Origin of the sequence: Arthrobacter sp. LAPM80, assembly GCF_046736435.1 — a bacterium.
Lineage (GTDB): Bacteria > Actinomycetota > Actinomycetes > Actinomycetales > Micrococcaceae > Specibacter.
Genome location: NZ_JBCHVD010000004.1, coordinates 132858 through 150627 on the forward strand (window position 1 = coordinate 132858; position 17770 = coordinate 150627).

Here is a 17770-nt window from a genome sequence, read left to right on the forward strand (position 1 = left end):
CGAATCAGGGCTTGGGGTGCCGGGCATCATAGCGGACGAACCCGGGCTGGAAGGTGGCCAGCGACCACACCGCGGCGATGCACAGCAGGCCTCCCACAACGGCCGCCCAGCCCTCGCCCAGCCAGGATCCGGTAGCCCCCGAAAACACGTCACCTAGGCGCGGCCCGCCCGTCACCACCACGACAAAGATGCCCTGCAGCCGGCCCCTGAGGTGGTCGGGGGTCGCGGCCTGCAGGATGGTGGAGCGGAACACGGAACTGACGGAGTCCGCCACGCCGGCGACCACCAGCGCAACGACCGCGGCGACAAGCCACGGCGACACCGCGCCGTCGTGCGTGCGGCCGCCGGCCAAAACGGCACCGCCGAGTGCGGCCACAGCCCCGCCCCACACCGTGATGGACCACACGACGGCCAGGCCCTGCCGGCGCACGTACCCCAGGGGTCCCGAGAACAGTGCGGCAAGGAAGGAGCCTGCCGCGATCGCCGCGAGCAGCAGCCCGGCGGTCTGGTCCCCGCCGCCCAGCCACACGGCGCCGATGGCAGGCAGCAGGGCGCGGGGCAGGGCAAAGACCATGGCGCACATGTCTACCAGGAATGTCATGCGCACATTCTTGCGGCGGCCAAGGAAGGAAAAGCCCTCAAGGACCGACTTCAGGCCTGCACGCTGCACAGGCTTCCCGCCGTCGACGGGCTGTGGCGGCAGGGGCGGGAGCTTGAACAGCGCCCACAGCGAGGCCGTGAACGTCAGCACATCAACCGAGTACGTCCAGGCGTAGCCAACATTCGCCACCAGCACCCCTGCCAGCAGCGGGCCAACGGTGGTGCCAAGGCCCATGACGATCATGCTCAGCGCGTTGGCTGCAGGCAGCAGCTCCAGCCGGACAAGGCGCGGAACAATGGCGCTGCGTGCCGATCCGTTCACGCCTGCCGCGGCGGACTGGACGGCGATGAGCGCGTACAGGAGCCACACGTTTCCAAGCCCCAGCCAGGCCTGCGCCGCAATGCAGATGGTCACGAGCCACAGCACCGTTGACGAAAACAGGGCCACCTTGCGGCGGTCGTGCGCGTCGGCCACGGCACCTCCGTACAGTCCGGCAACCACGAGCGGGACAAGCGCAACAAGACCCAGCATGCCCACGGCGAGGGTGGATCCGGTGAGGTGGTAGACCTCGAGGCTGACGGCGACAACCGTCAACTGGGTGCCCACGGATGAGAGTCCGTTGCCGATCCACAGCCGCCTGAACGGAAGGCTTTCACGCAGCGGGGTGATGTCGGCAAGAAGTTTAGGCACGGATTCAGCTTAACGCCGCGGGAGCCGCGCTATGCTGGCAACCAATGCCAACGCCCAGGGTCAGGTGCCACCATGCGGGAACAATTGCTCGCCTCAACGTTTTGGGGCATCCGCAGGCCCAAAGTGCCCCTGGCACAGGGACACTTCCTCCTTCGGCTCAATGACCCGTCCATCGCCTTTGGGGCCGAATCCGCCGCCGACCTCCTGCGGTGCTACGGCCACCTGCGCCGCGCCATGACAGACCTCGCCGGGGCCACCGCCGCGCAGTTGTACATCGCCTTGAATTGGCATCCCGTGGGTGATGCCGTGGGCGAGCCGCTCCCCGAGACCTCCACCCCCACAGTGCATGCGTTCTTTTCCTGGCCCGGAAGCACGACTGCGGCTTCCGCCCTCCGCCTGCCGGCCCACCAACGGGTGGCCGTCGGCAACACCGAGGGGCTCGATGAGCGGCTGCGCGTCTGGGGAGGTGGCCTGGTGTCGGACACCCCCGGCGGCCCCACCCCCGGACCCGACAGGGCCTGGGAACCTCCTGGATGGGCCGACCGCCCTTTCCACATCGAACCTGTCGGTCCCGCGCCGGGCGAATCCTTCCGGGGCGGGCATTGGAGCGCCGTTGCGCGTTTCCCTGCCGCGACACTTGATGGCACGGACCCGTTGTCGTTGCTGGCACTGGCCAAGAACATGACGGTCCTGGCCTCCCACTCACGCCCGCCCTTCCAGGGCGTCACCCTGTGGGTCACCGAAGAGTGGCCCTCTCCCGTCCCTGCCGTGATCCACCTCTTTGCCAGGCGGCATGGCGAGGAACCGCAACAAATCGCCGATTTTGTGGCCGGCGGCGGCCTGGACCTGCCCCTGTCCCAGGACTGACAACGCTCCGAGTAGCCTGTCACAGGGCAAAGCTGCCGCCCATCGCCTACTGTGGAGAAATGACCAAGAACCCCGCCCTCAACGAACAACAGAACACCCAACTCATCGCCCTGGCCATGGACCTTGCACGGGACGGCAAAAGTGCCGAACTGGCCGAATTCCTTGACCACGGACTGTCGGTGGACGTCCAGGATCCCGACGGGAACACGCTGCTGATGCTCGCCGCCTACAAGGGCCAGGCCGGCACCGTGTCCATGCTCATTGGCCGCGGCGCCAATGTCGACATCCGCAACGGAAGGGACCAGTCGCCCCTCGCCGGGGCGTTGTTCAAGGGCGAGGACGCTGTCAGCGCCCTGCTTGTGGCCGCCGGTGCCGACCTCGATGCCGGGACGCCCTCTGCACGCGCAGCGGCAGCCATGTTCGGCCGCGAACACCTCCTGGGCTAAAACCCCACCCATAGGAATTCGTGCGTTAACCAACGACGGCGGCACCTTACCTTCCGCTGAATGCGAAAGGCGAGTGCCGCCGTCGTACGTCTTTAGGGACTAAGCCTTGGAAGCCTGGTGGGCTTCGATGGCCTTACGAACACCCTCACCGTAGGCCGGATCGGCCTGGCTGCAGTTGAAGATGTGACGCTCGATTGTGGCCTGTGAGGCACCATCGATGGCGCGGGCGGTGTTCTCGAAGAGCACCTGGCGCTGCTCTTCGGTCATCTTCTCGCGGAACAGGATGCCGGGCTGCTCAAAGTAGTTGGCATCGTCTTCGCGGTAGTTGAAGCGGTCGGCCGTGGCACCAATGGCCAGCGCCGGATCGGCGTAGGCGGGCTGCTCGGGCCAGCGGCCGTAGGAGTTCGGCTCGATGCCGGGGGTGCGGCCCTGGTTTCCGTCCACACGGCCCTGGCCGTCGCGGTGGTACGTGTTGACGTTGTTGCGCGCCGCATTCACCGGGATCTGGTGGTGGTTTACACCCAGGCGGTAACGGGCAGCGTCGCCGTAGGAGAACAAACGGCCCTGCAGCATGCGGTCCGGGGAGAAGCTGATGCCGGGCACAACGTTGGCCGGGGTGAAGGAGGACTGCTCAACATCGGCGAAGTAGTTCTCGGCGTTGCGGTTCAGTTCCCACTCGCCAACCTCGATCAGCGGGTAGTCCTTCTTGGACCAGACCTTGGTCAGGTCGAAGGGGTGGTACTTGTAGGTCTGTGCATCGGCTTCCGGCATGATCTGGACCATGAGCTTCCACTTCGGGAAGTCACCGTTCTCGATCGAGTCGAAGAGGTCGCGCTGGCTGGACTCGCGGTCGGCAGCAACCAGGGCGCCGGCTTCTGCGTCGCTCAGGTTCTTGATGCCCTGCTGGGTGATGTGGTGGAACTTGACCCAGAAACGCTCGCCCGCAGCGTTGATCAGGGAGAAGGTGTGCGAGCCGAAACCGTGCATGTGGCGGTAGCTGGCAGGGATGCCGCGGTCGGACATGACGATGGTGATCTGGTGCAGGGCCTCGGGCAGGTTGGTCCAGAAGTCCCAGTTGTTCTCGGCGTTGCGCATGTTGGTGCGCGGGTCGCGCTTGACTGCGCGGTTCAGATCGGGGAACTTCAGGGGATCGCGGAAGAAGAACACGGGGGTGTTGTTGCCCACCAGGTCCCAGTTGCCCTCTTCGGTGTAGAACTTCAGCGAGAATCCGCGGATGTCGCGCTCGGCGTCGGCAGCGCCGCGTTCGCCTGCAACGGTGGAGAAGCGAGCGAACATTTCAGTCTGCTTGCCAACCTCGGAGAAGATGTTCGCCTTGGTGTACTTGGTGATGTCATTGGTGACAGTGAAGGTGCCGAAGGCGCCTGAGCCCTTGGCGTGCATGCGACGCTCGGGGATGACCTCGCGGCTGAAGTGGGCCAGCTTCTCAAGGAACCAAACGTCCTGCAACAGCATGGGGCCGCGGGGGCCGGCGGTGAGGCTGTCTTGGTTGTTGGCAACCGGTGCGCCTGCGGCAGTTGTCAGTGGCGCGGTGTTTTCGATAGTCATTTTTGCTATTCGCTCCTATGTACTCGTGAGATCTTGTTCATTCAAAATTCTTTTTGCTGCACAGTCCGGGCAGGTCCCCCAGTACGTAACCTCGGCTTCGTCAATACTGAAACCATGGCTGTTGGAGGCGCGCAAACAAGGTGCGTGGCCGACAGCGCAGTCGACATCGGCAATGTCCCCACAGGATCGGCACACCACGTGGTGGTGGTTGTCCCCCACCCGCGTTTCAAAACGTGCCGGTGAGCCTGCCGGTTCAATGCGGTGCACCAAATTGGTCTCCACCAGGACTGCCAAGACGTCATAGACGGCCTGTTTGGAAACAGTGCCCAAATCCTTGCGAACCTCACCAATAATGGTGTCGGCATCGGCGTGGGGGTTGGTGCTCACCGCTTCCAGGACGGCAAGACGGGGTCGGGTCACGCGCAGCGAAGCTGCCCGCAACATCTCTTCCGACTGCTGTTTGGTGACCATGTGTCAATCATGGGGCCCATTCTGGACTCAGTCCAGTTAGGCCCACCTAATGTGCTGACTTCATTCCCCCACACCCAGCACGATCCGGTACGTTGTGCTCCACGTGGCGGCCGGCCATGGCGTCGGCACCCCCGCGTCCCTAGGCTCAAGCCATGACTACTTTCACGGGCATTCCAGTGGCGGCCATCGAGTTCTATGAACTCCTTGAGGACAACAACAACAAGCAGTGGTGGTTGGAGCACAAAGACAGGTACGACGCCGATGTGCTGGGACCGCTGCTTGCCCTCGAAAGCCTGTTGGAACCGAGGTTCGGCACAGGCAAGCTGTTCCGCCCTTTTAGGGATGTGAGGTTCTCGGCGGACAAATCGCCCTACAAGACGGCCCAGGGAATGTTCCTTTCAAACTACGAGGGCGTAGGTTTCTATCTCCAGATGAGCGCCGACGGGCTGCTCCTTGGCGGCGGCTACCACTCATCCTCCCCCGCGCAGCTTTCCAGGTACCGGATGGCGGTGGATTCCACTGTCAGCGGGGCGGCGCTGGAGTCGATCACCGACGATCTGGTTTCGGCGGGGTTCAGCCTTGATGGCGAAACGCTGAAAACAATTCCGCGCGGATTCCCCAAGGACCATCCACGGCCAGGGCTGCTCAAACACAAGACGCTCAGCGCCTCCCTTCCCCTTGGCAGGCCTGACTGGCTGGACACCGGGGATGCCCACCGTGAAATTGAGAAGCAGTGGGAGAAACTGCGTCCCCTGGTGGACTGGGTGGTTCGCTATGCGGCGCCTTAGCCAGGAATGCGCTTGAGGTAGTAGCGCATGGGGGCATGCCGAACCGCCTTGGGCGTGATCCGTACCAGCACTGATGCCACCTTGAACACTGCCCCGAGCAAGAGATCCTGCCGCCCGGACCAGCTGAAGCCGTACATGGGACGGATTGATGAAGGGAGCAGGCCCACTGTCAGGAATCTTGCCAGCGGCATGAGAACTTTCACCCACAGTGGGGCGTTTTTTGCGGCCAGCAACTCTTCAGCCACGGCCCTGATGGTGCCATCAACCGCCAATGTGGCCAGCTGGGATTCCCAGTACACGGCAAAGTCGGCACGGCTGGCGGGCCACAGCCCGGCGGGCATGCCCAGTGCCGTGCCGAGCACACCATAGTCACGGTAGAGCCCCTCTGCATCGTGCGGTGACAAGGCAGGGAAAACGGCGTCGTAGCTTTGCATGCCGGAATCGTAGAGCGTCGCGGCCACCCACAGCTGGAGCGTGGGATCACCGGCGGAGTACGCAGGGTGCTGTTCGGACTGTTCGCCCCTGACCGGCAGGTGCGCACGCTGCACCCGGGACCGCACAGTCTTCAGTTGCCCCGGTGTGCCATTGGTCAGGGCATAGATGTAGCCGAGTGTCCCGTGCAATCGCTTGAGCGGATCTGCGGCAAAGTCGGAATGGCGGGCAACACCATGCCCAACACCCGGGTTTGCCAGCTGCAACAGGATGGCCCGGCCGGCACCGGCCAGCATGACTGACTCAGGGGCGACGTCCTTGAGGCCATGGGGAATTGTCATTCATGCTCCAGTCAGGGTTAAAATCCCAATCCCGCACCGGGGACCGGGCAGTTCCTGCCAGCCTGACATAAAAGCCTGAGAGCGGGCAAAGTGCTGTCCACCGGCGGCGGACCCCGGCCGAAAGACCCCGACGCGCCTTCGCTTGGGGAGCGTTTTAGTCCAGGGGCGTCACTGACTTTGCCAAGCTGGCGGCAACGGCGTCTTCCTTGCGCAGGCGGGAATTCCAGTAGCCGTAGCCGAAGTAGAACACGAGCCCCACAACGAGCCAGACCGCGAAGAAGACCCACGTCAGGGTGGCCAGGTTCAGCATCAGGTAAATGCACAGAAGGGCCGAGAGGACCGGAATCACCGGTCCGAACGGAACACGGAAGGCCGGCTTGAGGTCCGGGCGCTTGTGCCGCAGGACGAGGATGCCGATGCTGACCATGACGAAGGCGCTGAGTGTGCCGATGTTGATCATTTCGCTCAGCAATTCAACGGGTGTGAATCCGGCAAGGATGGCGACCAAGACGCCGCTCAGAATCTGCGTGCGGGCCGGGGTGGCGTGGCGGTCCGAGGTCTTGCTCAGGCCCCGCGGCAGCAGCCCATCGCGGCTCATGGCCATCATGACGCGGGCCAGGCCCATCAGGAGCACCATGATCACCGTTGTCAGGCCAATCAGGGAACCCAGGGAAATGACGACGACTGCCCATTCCGCCCCGACAAGGGAGAATGCCGTGGATAGCGAAGGATCCGCAACCTTTGCAAGATCCTTGTAGGACACCATTCCGGTGACGGCCAAGGTGACAAGGATGTACAGAACGGTAACAACGGCCAGGCCGGCGAAAATGCCGCGGGGAAGCGTCTTGGCGGGGTTTTTGACTTCCTCGGCGCTCGTGGCGACGACGTCAAAGCCGATGAAGGCAAAGAACACCAGGGCCGCACCCGAAACTATGCCCACAAAGCCGTACATGGCCGGTTCGGCCCCCGTTAGCAAAGAGAGGAACGGCTGGACCTGCCACGACGTGTCGGTGGCAGTGACAGGCTGAGACGGCGGAATGAAGGGCTGGTAGTTCTCGACCTTGACGTAGAAGAAGCCGACCACGATCACAAACAAAACGATGCAGATCTTGATCAGCGTGAACACGTTGTTGATGCGCGCCGCAAGTTTGGTCCCCATCACAAGGACAAACGTGAAGGCAGCCACCACGACGAGCGGCCCCCAGAAGACCGTGACAGGGCCAAGGGCAAAGTTGGAGGGGATGTCGAGGTTGACGGCTTCAAAGAAATTACTAAGGTAGATGCCCCAGTACTTGGCAATGACGGAGGCCGCCATGAGCAGTTCAAGGATCAGGTTCCAGCCGATGATCCAGGCCAGCAGCTCACCGACTGTTGCGTAGGTGAATACGTAGGCGCTGCCTGTCACCGGAATGGCCGTGGCAAATTCCGCGTAACACATGATGGCCAGCGCACAGGTGACCGCGGCAAGAACGAAGGAAACTGTGACGGCAGGGCCTGCGTGGTGGGCGGCTGCCTTGGCGCCAACCGAGAAGATGCCCGCGCCAACGGCGACGGCAATTCCCATGATCATCAGATCCCAGGTGGTCAGGGTGCGTTTGAGGCCGTGGCCCGGCTCGTCCGCGTCGGCAAGGGAGCGCTCAATGGATTTTGTTCTAAACAAGTTCATGGAAACCGCTTCATCTTCAGGAATTTTTCAACTCATCAACAATAGCGGTGCATTACCAGATCAATCACATTCACTGAATTTTATCTCACAATTTGAGATTCAACGTCGTCATTTTGTGTCTTGTAACGTATTAGCTCCGGCCCGATGGCACCTTCTGCCTACAAGCAGCATAAAAGCGCCGCCGACGGACGGTGGGCGGCGCTGCTTTTTCCGGACTGGGCTGGCAAGGGTTCCCGGGACGGCACTAACCGTTGGAGATGTTCACCATCTGCTCGCGGTCCACGACCTTGACCCGTTCACGGACAATCTCGATTCCGGAGGCGGGAACGTAGTTGGCTCCCAGCTGCTTTTCATGGTTGTCGAGCTTGTTCCAGCCCTCCCACGTGGTGAATTCCACGCCGCGCGATTCAAGCAGCTGCACAATTTCGTCCTCGCCGGGATGCTCGGCGACGGGCAGGCTGAGCCTGTCTTCCAAGAGGCATCCGATGGTTTCCAGGGCGTCACCCTTGGTGCTGCCGATCAAACCAACAGGCCCACGCTTGATCCAGCCGGTCGCATACAGACCCGGCACCTGGGTTCCGTCGGCGCCCAACACGCGGCCGCCGTCGTTCGGAATGACGCCTCGGCGGGCATCAAAGTCCACCGCGGAAAGCTCCGAGCCGTGATACCCCACAGCCCGGTACACGGCCTGGACCGGGTAGTCGATGAACTCGCCGGTGCCGCGAACGTTGCCTGTGCCGTCGAGTTCATTGCGCTCGAAACGGATGCCGGATACTCGGCCGTCATCGCCGGTGATCTCCACGGGGGTGTGGAGGAAGTGCAGGTGCAGGCGGCGCGACGCCGGAACCCGGGTTTCGTCGTGGTCCTCCGCGAGCCAGTTGGTCAGCGTGTTGACCATGATCTTGACCTGGTTGTTGCCCTTGATGGCGGCATCGGAGGCCTCGTCGAAGTCGAAGTCCTCCTCGTACAGGACAATGTCCACGTCGCGGGAGTGGGAGAGCTCGCGCAATTCCAGCGGTGTGAACTTCACCTGGGCGGGGCCGCGGCGGCCGAAGATGTGCACGTCGGTGACCGGCGAGGACTTCAAGCCCTGGTAGACGTTCTCGGGGATTTCGGTGACGAGCATATCCTCGGCGTGCTTTGACAGGACTCGGGCCACATCGAGTGCAACGTTGCCATTGCCGATGACAGCGATTTCCTTGGCCGTCAGGGGCCATTCGCGGGATACGTCCGGGTGGCCGTCGTACCAGGACACGAAGTCGGCGCCACCGTACGAACCGTCGAGTTCGATGCCGGGAATGTCAAGGACGGCATCCTTCGTGGCACCTGTCGCGAAGATGACGGCGTCGTAGTGCTTCTGCAGGTCCGTCAGCGTCAGGTCCCGCCCGTAGGTCACATTGCCGAAGAACCTGATGTCCCCGCGGTCAAGCACCTTGTGGAGTGCATTCATGATGCCCTTGATGCGCGGGTGGTCGGGGGCAACACCGTAGCGGATCAGGCCGTACGGGGCAGGCTGGGACTCAAAAAGGTCGATGCTGACCTGAACGTCGCCGCCGGCAACTTCCTGGGACTTCGTCAATATGTCTGCTGCATAGACGCCCGCCGGACCGGAACCAATGATGGCGACGCGGAATGGGCGGGTGGCGCTCGAGTTAGCCAAGAATAAAGTCCTTCCGAACCGTAAATCGCAAAATCAACAAGAACACTGCGTCAACTCTTGCACACGGGGCGCGATTGGGGCGCTGCTTGTGTCAGTCTAATTCTCAGGAAGCGAAGCCGGTAAGGCCCGCACGATGAAAGTGACCAACTAGTCAGGGACGGACACGCGAAGTCCGGACGCCCCGGCCTTGCCGTCCACAGGATTTAAAGTGGACATGGAAATAAATTGACATCGGTGTTGTTATGGAGACTGTGACAGTTAGCAAGCCTCAAACAGACAATTCAGCCACCACCGCCGGCAAACCGGTCAAAGCTGCCAGATCGACCGCCGCCACAGGAGTGATGTACGGCGTTGGCGCCTACGGGCTGTGGGGGCTCCTGCCCATTTACTTCATGCTGCTGGCCCCGGCCAACAGCATTGAAATTGTGGCCAACAGGGTTATTTGGTCGGTGCTCTTTTGCGCCATCATCATCACCGTCACGCACGGCTGGGGCAAGATTCGCACAGTTAGTACGAGCCCGCGGCTCATTGGCATTTTGGCCCTGGCAGGCGTGCTAATCCTGATCAACTGGCTGACGTACGTCTATGCGGTGACAAGCGGCAGCGCGATCGAGGCGTCCCTGGGTTACTTCATCAACCCGCTGGTGTCAGTCCTGCTCGGCGTGATCCTGCTCAAGGAAAAACTGCGCCCGCTTCAATGGATGGCAGTCGGCGTGGGGTTCGTGGCCGTCGTCGTCCTGACCGTCAGTTACGGAAAACTGCCGTGGATAGCGTTGGCACTGGCCGGCAGTTTCGGCACTTACGGTTTTGTGAAGAACCGCCTCGGCGGCAAGGTTGACGCCATCACCAGCCTCAGCGTTGAGACAGCCGTTTTGGCCCCCGTTGCCGTGGTTGCCATGGTTGTTCTTGGCTTCTTCGGGCAGCTGACACTGACAGGTTTCGGCGCAGGCCACTTTTGGTTAATGGCCGCATCGGGCATCGTCACGGCCGTCCCGCTGCTGTTTTTTGGCGCCTCGGCCAGCCGCCTGTCCATGACGGGAATTGGGTTGCTGCAGTTCATGACGCCCGTCATCCAGTTCATTATTGCCATCACCGTCATGGGCGAACACATGAGCACGTTCCGCTGGATTGGCTTCAGCATCGTCTGGGTGGCCCTGATCATCCTGACCACCGACATGATGAGGCACTACCGCCAAACGGCCTATCTGCGGAGGGCTGCAGCGGCACAGAACTAGGCCGCGTGGGTCTTTCCGAAACCGACGCCCTGGCTACGGGCCACTCCATTCGAGTGGCCCGCATGCCCGTCTCCGCGCCCGCACCGTCGGCCAGCTCGACGACGCGCTCCTAAAGAAACAGGGCGCCTCACCGGACGCGGATTAGAGGCCCTGGGACTGGAAATCGCGCGGGACCACAACCATGGGAACCGGCAGGGAGCGCAGGATCTTATTCGCCGTCGAGCCAAGGAAGATCTTCCGGTTTTCAGCTAGGCGGCTGGAGCCGACAATGACAAGTTCTCCCGATTTCCAGCCGATCCCGTCGATGGCTTCCTCAATATTGCGCCCGTGGGCCAAAGTGACGGTGACCTTGTTCTCGGGAATCTTGGCGGCTGCCTCGGCCAGCACGGTGTTCACGTGCTGCCTGGCAGGGCTCAGGGCGTTGTCAAATGCGAAGTCGGACTGTTCGGTCTCGTCGATCTCCACGACCGAAACCAGCCGCAGCGGCACGTGACGGCGTGCTGCTGCGGATGTGCCGACGTCGAGCACTGCCTGCCAACCTTCCCGCATCCCCGTCATGACGGTGAGGCGTGTGAGCGGGGCCTTGCGGCTATATCCTCGAGGTGCCAACGCCACCGGAACCGGCGAGGCATGCAGCAGCCCGTTGGCCACGGAGCCGGCTGTGAACCGCTTGAACAGTCCGTTGCTTGCGGCACCGATGACGATGAGTGCCGCGTCGTGCTCCTTGGCCGCCTCGATGAGCCCGTGGGCGAAGGATTCTGCGGGCCGGAGCGTGAAGTGCGCCTCGACGTCGTCCGGGACCAGGCTCAGTGCCCGGCGTTCGAGTTCGGCGGGGTCGTGCCCGGCCTTGCCGCCCTGGGCGGCGGTGACGATTTCCAGCACGGCGCCCTGTGTCCGGGCGATGACCCCCGCCAGGGCAACTGCATCCGCGCCCCGCTCATCAGGCCTGTATCCGACTACATATTTCATGAATCAACCTTCCGCAGGCCCTGGCGCACGCAATCCGGCACCTGTTGGGGCAGTCGTAGCACTGACTGTACAGCCGGGCATGCCCCGAGGAACAGGGTCCGTCACAGTGATTGTTGTCCGGGCGGTTCTCCCGGTTCGTCAAATTAGGCAGCAGCAGGCGCCCCGGTACGGGACGTGAGGTGGCCAGAATGAACACACCCCACAGAAGGGCGGCCTTGCCCGAGACGGGACGGGGTCGTCCGGTTCCGTCGGTGCGCAAAATCAGGAAACCGGCAAGGAGGACGAGCCCCAAGATGAGCAACGGATCCTGCCCCTGTTGCAGGTCAAGTGTCCCAAGGGCCACCAACCCGACGAGCACAAACCCTGCCCTGAACCAACGGGACCGGGAAATGTAGTGGCGGGAGGACAGCTCCCAAACCCAGAATCCATGACCGGACAGTCCAACGGGTTTCCCGCCCACCAGGAGTGGACAAGCGGAAGTTCATCCTGTGCATGCTCCGCTGCCCGGGAGTACCTGGATCCTGCTTCCTCCACAGCCTGTGGGACGGGGTGCGGTTGCCCGGCCGACGGCAGGCAGCAGTGATGCCGCCTCTGTTCCTTCGTTTTCGGGGCCTGTCCGGCAGGCATGTTCTCGACGGAGGAACGTGAGGTGGCAAGAATCAGCACGCCCCACAAGAGCCCACCGTCCCCCGCCACAGTCTTGGTGCCCATTGACAGGACGCACAACCATCAAGATGGTCAGGACCGACAACGCAAAAACAGCCAGGCTCCTTTTCCCTCAAACAACAGCTACGCCCACAGGATTGGCCACTGCGGATCTGCCGGGTGGGTCGTGACGATCGTCGCTGCGGGGAAGATCTCCTCGTAGAAGAAGGCGACGTACGCACCCATCAGGGCAGCCGCCCCCATGAGGGCGATACCTGCCCGCATCATGTAAGAATGCCGGGGTTGCTGCCGGGACCCCAGCAGCAAAAGGGCCGCGAGCAATCCCACTCCGGCAAGGATCAGGGGCAATGCCGCAGGAAATATGAGGAAGTCCCACGGTCCCCCTGCCATTCCCTGGAAATCCTCGGTGGACGCCGAACGCAACTAAGGGATGAAGCTCAAGGCCGTCAGGCAAAGGATCCCGGCCGCCACCGACACGAGCGCCGTCGAACTCCGGAAAATCTGCATCCGGCAATTCCGGCGGGGCAGATGCCCGGGGCGCAGGAACTCAGTGGACAGGGATGAGCTGCTCCGGGTCAGGCAGATCAGCTTCATGTCCACCCCCGCCCGACTGGAACATGGCGGGATACCGCTCGTCAAAGTTCGGGTTTTCCATGCCAACCCCATGTGCCGCGTCCGCGTCAAGATACGCCCCGAGCCTACCCAGCATCCCGCCATGGAACGACGCCGGCATCGCGGCAATGCTCTCAGCCCCAGATGCAAAAGGCGGCGTCCTCCCCAGCCTTGATGGCTGGGGAGGACGCCGCCCGTGTCGGCCCGGAGTGCTTTCCCTGGCCCGATGAAACTAGACTGCTGCGCGGATGGCCTCGCAGAGGACGTCGAGGCCGTCGTTGAGCAGCTCGTCGCCGATGACAAGCGGCGGGAGCAGGCGGATGACGTTGCCATAGGTGCCACAGGTGAGGATGATGACCCCGGCCTGCAGGCAGGCGCCGGCGATGGCCTTGGCTGCTTCGGCGTTGATTTCCTTGGTGGTGTTGGCGGTGCCGGGCTTGACCAGCTCGATCGCCATCATGGCGCCGCGGCCACGGATTTCACCGATGATGTTTGCCTCGCCCAATTCGGCAACGAGTGCCTCGAAGCGGTGGGTGACGATCTTTTCAATGTTGGCGGCGCGGCCGTTGAGGTCGTGCTCCTTCATGGTCTTGATGGCAGCCAGGGCTGCGGCGCAGGCAACCGGGTTTCCACCATAGGTTCCGCCGAGGCCGCCGGGGTGCACGGCGTCCATGAGGTCGGCGCGGCCCGTGATCGCCGACAGCGGCAAGCCCCCGCCGATGCCCTTGGCCATCGTGATGATGTCAGGGACAACGCCTTCGTGCTGCGATGCAAACCACTCCCCCGTGCGGCAGAAGCCCGACTGGACCTCGTCGGCGATGAAGACAACGCCGTTTTCCTTCGCCCACGCAGCGAGGGTCGGCAGGAAGCCGTCGGCCGGAACGATGAAGCCGCCCTCACCCTGGATGGGTTCGATCAGGATCGCGGCCACGGAGTCGGAGCCGATCTGCTTCTCGATCATGGTGATGGCCCGCCGTGCGGCCTCTTCACCCTTAATGTCCGCTTCCTCGCGGTACGGGTAGCTCATGGGAACGCGGTAGATCTCGGGCGCGAACGGGCCGAAGTTTGTCTTGTACGGCATGGCCTTGGCTGTCAGCGCCATGGTCAGGTTGGTGCGGCCGTGGTAGGCGTGGTCGAACGCGACGATGGCGTCGCGGCCCGTAGCCAGGCGTGCCACCTTGACGGCGTTTTCAACGGCTTCGGCGCCGGAGTTGAACAGCACTGTGCGCTTCTCGTGCGTGCCGGGCGTCAGCGCGTTGAGTTCCTCGGCGACCTGGACGTAGCTTTCGTACGGGGTGACCATGAAACAGGTGTGGGTGAAGTGCCCAACCTGCTCGCGCACGGCGTCAACAACATTGGCATCCGAAGCGCCAACGCTGGTTACGGCAATGCCTGAACCCAGGTCGATGAAGGAGTTGCCATCAACGTCGGTGATGATGCCGCCGTCGGCGTCTGCGACGTAGACCGGCACTGTGGAGGCGACTCCGCCGGCGACAACGGCCTTGCGGCGGGCCTCAAGCTCTACGGACTTCGGGCCGGGGAAGGCACCATTCAGCTGCCGCTTCTGCTCAAGCCGGTACGTAATTTCAGACATGGAAATACCTTTCAAAAGGGGATTGCAAAATTGTTGTGGAGGGAGGTCCGACGACGGTACCTGGGTTCCGCCGTCGCACCTCCTGCGGCCGGGGCGCTTACGCGTCCAGGTTGCTCATGACGTGCTTGATGCGGGTGTAGTCCTCGACGCCGTACATGGACAGGTCCTTGCCGTAGCCTGACTGCTTGAACCCGCCGTGGGGCATCTCGGCAGTGAGCATGATGTGCGTGTTGATCCACACGGCACCAAAGTCCAGGTCGCGCGAAACCCGCATGGCCACGCCGTGGTTTGCTGTCCACACGCTGGAGGCGAGGGCGTAGTCGACGTCGTTGGCCATCTCGACCGCCTCTTCCTCGGTCTTGAAGGTCTGCACGGTGATGACGGGCCCAAACGTTTCCTGCTGGACGATGTCGTCGGTCTGCTTCACACCGTCAACCACCGTGGCCTCGAAGAAGAAGCCCTTGTCGCCGACGCGCTTGCCGCCGGTGACAACGGTTGCGTACTCGGGGATGTTCTCGACAACCTTGACCACCTGGTTGAAGTGGTTGACGTTGTTCAAGGGGCCGAAGTAGTTCTTGGAATCGTCCTCGTGGCCGGTCTCAAGTCCCTTCGTGGCTGTGGTGAGTGCGGCCACGAACTCGTCGTGGGCGGATTCCTCCACCAGGATGCGGGTGATGGCAGTGCAGTCCTGGCCGGCGTTAAAGAAGGAGAACTCCGCAATTGACTGGGCGGACTTGCCGATGTTGGCGTCTGCGAAGACGATCGCCGGGGCCTTGCCGCCGAGCTCCAGGTGGGCCCGCTTGAGGCCCTTGGCAGCACCGGTTGCCACGGCGATGCCAGCACGGACCGAGCCGGTGATGGACACCATGGCAGGGGTCTTGTGGTCAACCAAGGCAGCACCTGTGGCGCCATTGCCCAAAACGAAGTTCAACACGCCTGCCGGGACAATGTCCTTGGCGATGTCAGCGAACACGAGGGTACTTTCGGGGGTGGTGTCGCTGGGCTTGAGGACAACGGTGTTGCCGGCCGCCAGTGCCGGACCGATCTTCCAGATCATCATCAGGAACGGGTAGTTCCACGGTGTCACCTGGGCAATGACGCCAACAGGTTCACGGCGCACATAGGAGGTGAAGTTCTCCATGTACTCCCCGGCCGAGCGGCCTTCCAGGAGACGGGCTGCTCCGGCGAAGAACCGCAACTGGTCTGCGCCAGCACCCACTTCCTCCGCGGCGATCATGTCCCTGACCTGGCCGGTGTTGCGGTGCTGGGCTTCAACGATTTCCTCGCTGCGCGCCTCAATGGCGTCGGCAAGCTTGAGCAGCACGGCCTGGCGCTGGCCCGGGGTTGCGTGCTTCCACGTCTTGAAGGCAGCTGCCGCTGCGTCCATGGCCGCATCCACATCGGCTTGGCTTGAGATGGGGGCCTTGGCGACGATCTCACCGTTGGTGGGGTTGACGATATCCAGGGCTTCAGGTCCTGTGACAGGAACAAACTCGCCGTTGATGAAGTTCTGCAAGGTCTGGACCACGGTGTTCAACCTCTTTTGATTCGAAGTGGGTGACGCTGATTACGCGCCGCTATATGCGAAATCCTAAGCCCCGAGCCGACCTCCAGCGCATAGCCAACTGCACCACGGCCGATATTGGGCATAGTGCGTTTGTATAGTTGATGCATGGCACTTTCCCTGGCAGACCTCCTGGCCGTCCCCGGCCTGCACCTGAAAAACATGGGCTCAACCCGCACTCCGGTGACCGCGGCCATCGACTGGGTGGCAGTGACGGAGCTGGAGAATCCGCAGGCGTTCCTCAGCGGCGGCGAGCTTGTCCTAACCACTGGCGCACGCCAAGGCACGGCCGACGCCCAGCGTTCCTTTGTCAGGCAGATCAAGCGGGCGGGCGCCGTCGGAATCGGTTTTGGCATCGGTTTTGAGCACGATTGCGTGCCGCCTGCGCTCCTGGCCGAGGCAAACCGCTGGGCCGTGCCCGTGGTGGAGGTTCCCTACGGCACCCCGTTCATCGCCATTGGCAAGCTCATTGCTGACGCCAGGTCATCGGACCACTACGCCAAATTGGAGCGGCTGCTGCGGGCACACCAGGTCCTCGCGCGCGCGTTGCTGACGGGCGGCGGTTTGCCGGCCCTCCTACAAAAACTCTCGTCCATGGTGGCAGCGGATGTGGTCGTGACCCAGTACGGCGGCGAGGTTGCATCAACCGTTGCAGATGCCACCCCTGACGACGGCGGCTGGCACCCGGTTGCGCTGTCCACGGGTAAGCGTGATTCCAGCACGCTATGGCTTCGCATCCCGTTCCAGGACGAGGGGATGGTTGACTACGCGCGCGGGCTCATCAGCATTGAGCTCAACAACCTGGTTCAACGGCGCCAAAGCGCGCGACAAATTGCCGGACAGGTCATTTCCGACATTGTCCGGGGCACGCTTGAGCCCTCGGACTCGGCAGCCCGGCTGGAGAATCTGGGCATCAACCCTGCAGCGAAGAACTTCGTCCTGCTGGTGGGCACGGAGGAGAGCAAGTTTGAAACGCTCTCAACCATCACCGTGCCATCGGCGTTGGAAACCGCAGTTGCGGCCACCATTGTTTCCGACGGCAGGCAGGAACTGCTGCTCGTGGTTCCCACCCGGGCAGGTGACCCCGCCCTCCTTGGCCGGGCATTGAGCCATCAGATGCACAACATCGGTATCACCGCGCCCGTGGGAATCGGCGGCGCCTACTCACAGTCCAATGGGCTGCGGTGGAGCTATTTTGAGGCACGGGAGGCCGCCACGCGCGGCCTGGAAGTGAATGTTCCGGAGCGGCTGAGCCTGACCTCCCTGCTGTTGGCCAGTGAAGATGTGCCCATGGCGGACATGGCTGCCGAGGCGTTGGGACCGCTCACAGCCTTCGACGCGACCCACGGCGCGGAACTGGTCGAAACCTTGGAAACCTATCTGCGCCTCAATGGGTCAGTGGCAGCCGTGGCGGATGCCCTGGCCCTGCACAGAAACACCGTCCGATACCGGCTGACCCAGATTGCCGAACTAACAGGCTACGACCCTGCGTTGACTCCTGACAGGGTGCAATTGTGGCTGGCGCTGGCCGTGCGCAGGCTGTCCCCGCCGGCCTGATCCCAGCCCATCCCCTTGTCGCAGGGTCTGGGCGTCGATCAAGCC

The 17770-nt window shown here is 62.8% G+C and carries 16 protein-coding genes; 5 read left to right on the plus strand and 11 right to left on the minus strand.

Annotation, left to right across the window (positions count from 1 at the left end):
- Window positions 1-4: 4 nt before the first annotated feature.
- A complete protein-coding gene (locus AAGW05_RS06250; RefSeq protein WP_411803624.1) occupies window positions 5-1291 on the minus strand; it encodes an MFS transporter in 1287 nt (428 codons plus the stop codon).
- 72 nt (window positions 1292-1363) lie between these two features.
- On the opposite strand from AAGW05_RS06250, the gene AAGW05_RS06255 reads away from it, so the two are divergent.
- Together AAGW05_RS06255 and AAGW05_RS06260 are read left to right on the plus strand one after the other, a co-directional pair.
- On the plus strand, window positions 1364-2158 hold the full coding sequence (locus tag AAGW05_RS06255; protein WP_411803625.1) for a hypothetical protein: 795 nt from the start codon (window positions 1364-1366) through the stop codon (window positions 2156-2158).
- 59 nt (window positions 2159-2217) lie between these two features.
- On the plus strand, window positions 2218-2604 hold the full coding sequence (locus AAGW05_RS06260) for an ankyrin repeat domain-containing protein (protein ID WP_411803626.1): 387 nt from the start codon (window positions 2218-2220) through the stop codon (window positions 2602-2604).
- Between the two features lie 99 nt (window positions 2605-2703).
- Here the strand turns inward: AAGW05_RS06260 and AAGW05_RS06265 are convergent, their stop codons facing one another.
- Together AAGW05_RS06265 and AAGW05_RS06270 are read right to left on the minus strand one after the other, a co-directional pair.
- Window positions 2704-4170, minus strand: coding sequence for a catalase (locus AAGW05_RS06265; RefSeq protein WP_411803628.1), 1467 nt, complete (start codon window positions 4168-4170; stop codon window positions 2704-2706).
- A gap of 15 nt (window positions 4171-4185) precedes the next feature.
- Window positions 4186-4641, minus strand: a complete 456-nt coding sequence (locus tag AAGW05_RS06270) for a Fur family transcriptional regulator (RefSeq protein ID WP_411803629.1) — start codon at window positions 4639-4641, stop codon at window positions 4186-4188.
- Between the two features lie 152 nt (window positions 4642-4793).
- Here AAGW05_RS06270 and AAGW05_RS06275 point away from each other — a divergent pair, with 152 nt between their 5' ends.
- Window positions 4794-5429: a DUF2461 domain-containing protein gene (locus AAGW05_RS06275; RefSeq protein WP_411803630.1), complete on the plus strand. Its 636-nt coding sequence runs from the start codon at window positions 4794-4796 to the stop codon at window positions 5427-5429.
- Here AAGW05_RS06275 and AAGW05_RS06280 read toward each other — a convergent pair.
- The 3 genes from AAGW05_RS06280 to AAGW05_RS06290 all read right to left on the minus strand — a co-directional run bounded on the left by AAGW05_RS06280 (window position 5426) and on the right by AAGW05_RS06290 (window position 9528).
- A complete protein-coding gene (locus AAGW05_RS06280) occupies window positions 5426-6202 on the minus strand; it encodes an oxygenase MpaB family protein (RefSeq protein WP_411803631.1) in 777 nt (258 codons plus the stop codon). The two genes, AAGW05_RS06275 and AAGW05_RS06280, sit on opposite strands and share 4 nt — an antisense overlap.
- A gap of 154 nt (window positions 6203-6356) precedes the next feature.
- Window positions 6357-7868, minus strand: coding sequence for an amino acid permease (locus AAGW05_RS06285; RefSeq protein ID WP_411803632.1), 1512 nt, complete (start codon window positions 7866-7868; stop codon window positions 6357-6359).
- 244 nt (window positions 7869-8112) lie between these two features.
- Window positions 8113-9528, minus strand: a complete 1416-nt coding sequence (locus AAGW05_RS06290; protein WP_411803633.1) for an FAD-dependent oxidoreductase — start codon at window positions 9526-9528, stop codon at window positions 8113-8115.
- A 242-nt stretch (window positions 9529-9770) separates the two neighbouring features.
- Here AAGW05_RS06290 and rarD point away from each other — a divergent pair, with 242 nt between their 5' ends.
- Window positions 9771-10763: an EamA family transporter RarD gene (gene rarD / locus AAGW05_RS06295; RefSeq protein WP_411803634.1), complete on the plus strand. Its 993-nt coding sequence runs from the start codon at window positions 9771-9773 to the stop codon at window positions 10761-10763.
- Window positions 10764-10904: 141 nt separating this feature from the next.
- Here the strand turns inward: rarD and AAGW05_RS06300 are convergent, their stop codons facing one another.
- The 5 genes from AAGW05_RS06300 to AAGW05_RS06320 form a co-directional block, all read right to left on the minus strand.
- Complete coding sequence (locus AAGW05_RS06300) at window positions 10905-11732, minus strand: universal stress protein (protein ID WP_411803635.1); 828 nt, start codon at window positions 11730-11732, stop codon at window positions 10905-10907.
- Window positions 11733-12521: 789 nt separating this feature from the next.
- A complete protein-coding gene (locus AAGW05_RS06305; RefSeq protein WP_411803636.1) occupies window positions 12522-12788 on the minus strand; it encodes a hypothetical protein in 267 nt (88 codons plus the stop codon).
- Between the two features lie 157 nt (window positions 12789-12945).
- Window positions 12946-13107, minus strand: coding sequence for a hypothetical protein (locus tag AAGW05_RS06310; protein WP_411803637.1), 162 nt, complete (start codon window positions 13105-13107; stop codon window positions 12946-12948).
- A 135-nt stretch (window positions 13108-13242) separates the two neighbouring features.
- Window positions 13243-14604 carry a 4-aminobutyrate--2-oxoglutarate transaminase gene (gene gabT / locus AAGW05_RS06315; protein WP_411803638.1) on the minus strand — a complete coding sequence of 454 codons (1362 nt, stop codon included), beginning with the start codon at window positions 14602-14604 and terminating at the stop codon, window positions 13243-13245.
- A 97-nt stretch (window positions 14605-14701) separates the two neighbouring features.
- Window positions 14702-16132 (minus strand): gamma-aminobutyraldehyde dehydrogenase, encoded by a 1431-nt coding sequence (locus AAGW05_RS06320; RefSeq protein WP_411803639.1) that lies wholly within the window; start codon window positions 16130-16132, stop codon window positions 14702-14704.
- 144 nt (window positions 16133-16276) lie between these two features.
- Here AAGW05_RS06320 and AAGW05_RS06325 point away from each other — a divergent pair, with 144 nt between their 5' ends.
- On the plus strand, window positions 16277-17725 hold the full coding sequence (locus tag AAGW05_RS06325) for a PucR family transcriptional regulator (RefSeq protein WP_411803640.1): 1449 nt from the start codon (window positions 16277-16279) through the stop codon (window positions 17723-17725).
- Window positions 17726-17770: the final 45 nt, after the last annotated feature.